This is a genomic window from Endozoicomonas sp. SESOKO4 (assembly GCF_024606275.1).
The window spans coordinates 1-4398 of the sequence record NZ_JAHHPS010000116.1 but is presented as its reverse complement, the minus strand read 5'-3'; the positions used below and the strand labels follow the sequence as shown (position 1 = coordinate 4398).

Sequence of the window (4398 nt, the reverse complement as noted above, 5' to 3'; positions counted from 1 at the left end):
CCAACTACGTTCTTGACGATATTGCCTTTGAAAACGGCCGCAAGACGGCAGCATTCCTGACTCATGTTCAAGATACCCTGACGCCTTATGCCAATGCTGTCGGCGTGTCTGAATCAGAACTGATCAAGGCCATCCACAGCACATTGATGCAGGCTCATGCCGCAGCGGTTGAGCGAGAGCTCAATGATTACTGGGTCAAACCTTCAGCCTCTCTGGCACAGATTGTCACCTGGTACTTCTCCAGCTACAAACCTCTGCTGGTGGCTCATAATGTACTGGATGCCACCATGCTATCGCTGTCAAACATGTCGTTCCTCTATCTTCTGGACCTGACCAACAGAGGTGATTACACGCACAGGATGCTCACGCCTTTCCAGCACTGGTTGGAACGCTATAGTGATGATCTTGACCGAACGCGCCAGTACGGTTTCCACAGTGAAATTGAACAACTCTCCGAAGTGGGTGGGCTGCTGATGCCATTGGGCAAGGCCGCTTCTTCGGTCATACTGCTGAAAACCGGCTCGCTTCTGTTCGCCAGGCAGCACAACGCCAACCCCCGGATGTATCGCAGCATTTTCCGCCTGGTGCCCGAAATAGTGAAATCCATGACCACCGGACAAGGGGTTCAGGTACCGCTGCTGCACAGAATCACACCTGAAAAAGTGAAAACCCTGGCCTCCGCCACAGCCGGTCTTGTGCTCGGTCCGGTAGCCACTGTCGGAGCGTACGCCCACGGTCTGGTATCCGGGTTTACCTACGCTCAAACCTTCGGATTCGCTCTGGCGTCGAGCCTTACTTTCGACTTCTTCATGAATGACAACAAAATGCTCACCCAATGGCTGGGCGGACCTCTGGGCCGAAGTCTTGACAAGATCAACCGCTGGAGAGGTGTGGGTGAAACGGAAGCGAACTATGTGAAACGTACTGCCATTGCCACGCCACAACGCTTTAATGAAACAGATGAAGAGTATTCAAAGCGTGTTAAGGCAAAGGACATGATGCATGGCTGGACGCGGAAAGAGAATTATCTTCAGTTCCGTGAACGACGTGATCGCACCATGAGGATGTATGAGCATGGCTGGGAGAAATACTTCAGGGAAAATGTGCCTCAATGGTCATTCTCCCATGCAGAAAGTATTCCTTACTCCCGCACTCTGGGTGTTTTCTTCGGGTCAAGGACTGCAGCACCTGAAACCGCAGCCGTGAAAACAGCACTGACTGATCAAAAAGTTGAGAAGCCCGATCCTGATCAAGATAAAAATACCCGCAACGAACTTTGATATCAGAAAATAGTGGATGATCCCTTCATAGCCACCCAAAAGAAACCGGTATAAAGCAATACATACTGGTTTCTTTCAGACCATACCATCGATTAAACCCTGTCAGAGGCTATCTTGGAAGCTATGTTAGAAGCCATGAATGCACTCCTTCTCTGAAAAAAAACAACTCAATTTTGCTGGCGTTGAACTTTTGCCACTGTGGACTAGATTGTCTCAACAGCATGGTAAAACAGCCATGAGCGATTAAATTAGAAGTTGCTTTCTCGCCCGGTGTAAGCATTACTTTTCACGGCAATAAAAGTATTCAGCTCTGAGGTAGAAGAATGACACATCCCCGCCTCAATGCATTAAGCCTTGCAGTGGCTGTTGCCATCAACTCTTCCATCGCTGCTTCACAGGCACTGGCCGATCGGAGGCTGCAGATAAAATCTGTCGATATTCCGGGCAGTGGACGTGGGGAGTTTACCCACAGTGAAGTCATGGTTCGGCCAACTTTAGGTCACGACCAGCAACCAATCCCCAAATCCTTTACCACCACCTACCCTGATCAGGCGGTAGCCAGAGCAGGCTATGACGTTCCCTCTGAAGGCTTCACAGATGTTCTTTCTGGCATCGATGAGGGTGTTTCCAGTGTTGATCAGTTTGAAACAGACGAGCATGGGGTTGCTCAGAAATACACCAAAATTCTAAAGGTCGGTAATGAGGGAGTCTTCAGGTTCACCCATAACCTTGAAGACAGCAAACTGATCATTGAAGTCAGAGACGGAATGACCAGTCAGGATTCAGTCGAGGCTGTTTGTAGTCAATCAGGTGACATCCAACCATTAGAACCATTAACGAAAGTCGCCAACCCCAAACAGCTGGTCGCAATACTGAAAGGAGCCAATAAAAGAGCAGGAAGCCTGGGCGAAATTGATCACTATGTTGCCCTTGCCGCCATTGAAGTAGACAAAGTTGAAGTCAACGGGCGCACCTTTATGCGTCTTATCGCCGCGGGCGATCAACCTCTGGAACTGAAGCATCTGGGGCAATCGCTCTTTGTCAATGATGAGGCTCTTTTTGCAGCGGCCACCACGGCCTATACCCGGGTTCATGTTCTGAAGGAAGACTTACAACAGATGGCCCTGAATAATCTGTTGTCCTACCTTAAACCCGTTGGCTATGTTGTACACGCAGAGGATGAGACACAGGCTTATCCTGTACCTGCTGGCTATCCAAAACTGGCAGTGAATGAAGCTCCGGGGGAGATTATTGTCTTCCGTGGTCAGAAACAGAATCCCAGCGATATCGCCTTTGTGCAAATGGGTCTGTACCACCTCCTGGAAGAATTTTATGGCTTCCCACCCGCTACTGAAACAATAACAAAGATCAAAACAGACAAGGTCAAAAGCTACCAGTACGTCATTCGAAACAGGCAAACGGCGTTACTGGAGGAGTTAGCTGCACAGCACAATGCCGGACTTAACGAAGATGGACTGACGACTCGATCATACGAAGATATACTGGTGACGCTTGCGTACTATGAGTCTTTTCAGCAGGCATTGACCAGTGCTACTCAAGATAGTGCTACTCAAGATAGTGCTACTCAAGGTGTCGCAGATGAATTTGAATTCTCAATAGGGCACGTCAGAGTCGCTTCGTCGGTCATGACGCCAACCTGGATGTATAATCAACTCTTAAAACACTTCGGCTTCAAACCTGAACTTAAAGATCTGCTGTCTAACCGGCATTTTGTTCAGAATATTCATGAATTGGTACCCATTGTCACCAAAGCCTACGGCGTTTCTCCTCCCGAAGACGGAAGCTTTGCTTCCAAAGTCATTGGCGACTTTGCCGGGCAGACGTTTGAAATGGCAAGCAAGCAGGATCCGGAAGTCCGTTCCCGGGCCATTCAGCAGTACCTGAAGCGGCAGATCCCTGGCCTTGATCTGAGTGAGCAGAATGAAGGCATCACGACAGAAGACCACAATGCTCTGAAGGCAAGACTTTATAATACGCTTCTCAAGAATGCAGCGCTGGAAGAAGAACTGAAAGACATCCGCACACCAGGCCACCCCAAAGCCATGCCTGAAGTGCTTCGGATACTTCGTGCCGCAGCAAGAGTTTTGGGGAAAAAGAATCGCCTCAATGATAAGGACGATGTGTATTTCCAACGTCAGGTCATTGCTATTCTTATGCATCTGTGCATCAGAGAAGCCAGACGGGTGTCAGAGTTAAAGGCCCGGATCAAACTGCAAGTGCTGGAAAAAATACTCACCATCAAAATCAATAAAGGTGATGACAAAGCAACAAGACTGCAAAGGATCCGTGCAAAGATTGATGGCGGTGATGTCTCATATCACGAGCTGAGTGGGATGTACATGATCTTACGGCCGGGACCAGCCCTGGAGGCAGATCTGCCGGAGGCGGATATCGTACTCTCAGATATTCATGATCGTCTCAACTCCGTAGTCGAAGAATCGGATCAGCGAGCCGAAGAACAACAACTAAATTATCTTACCGCTCTTGAGATGGAACTAAATATCTCCCCTCATGAAAACCCTGCTGCTCAAGAAAGAGGCAAAATTTTCATGGCTCAACTGGCCAGAGCTTTACAGCTGGGGTTTGCAGATGATGCCAACCTTTTCGACCAGCAGCATGTTTTAAGAGACAGAATCCAGGAATTAATGGAAGAAGTAAACGAATTTTATGACGATGAAGGTGCCAAGAGAATCAAAAACAATCAAATTGCCGATCAACTCAACATTAAGAACTACAGATATCACGGCAGTATAGACGAGCAAAACAGTCTGATTGAGGCAAAACTTGAACATCTGGATGAAGAAGTGTTTAAAGCGGGTCAGCCTGATGTTGATGAGCGTATCGCAGCCATTGAACATGAGCTGGACAAGCAAATGGCTCGTCTGGGTCCTAAGCCCCGGTTCGACCTTCATCGTGATGTCGCCAGGGCCAAACGAGCCATTAAAAAAGCTGAAAGTAATCTGTCAGGTGTTCATCGAAAACTGAATAATATTCGTCGCAAACAAGTGGTCTATGTGAGTCGTACCGACGTCTACCCTGCTATCACGGACGAAGACGAAAAGACTCTCAATCAGGCCATTAAACAAATCCAGATCGA

2 protein-coding genes are annotated in these 4398 nt (G+C 48.3%); both read left to right on the top strand.

Features of this window, described 5'->3' with window-relative positions; all coding sequences use genetic code 11:
• A partial coding sequence (locus tag KDK16_RS02040) for a hypothetical protein (RefSeq protein ID WP_257274435.1) occupies positions 1-1280 on the top strand: 1280 nt, incomplete at its 5' end.
• A gap of 323 nt (positions 1281-1603) precedes the next feature.
• Positions 1604-4398 (top strand): hypothetical protein (locus KDK16_RS02035; protein WP_257274434.1); only part of this gene is annotated, 2795 nt, incomplete at its 3' end.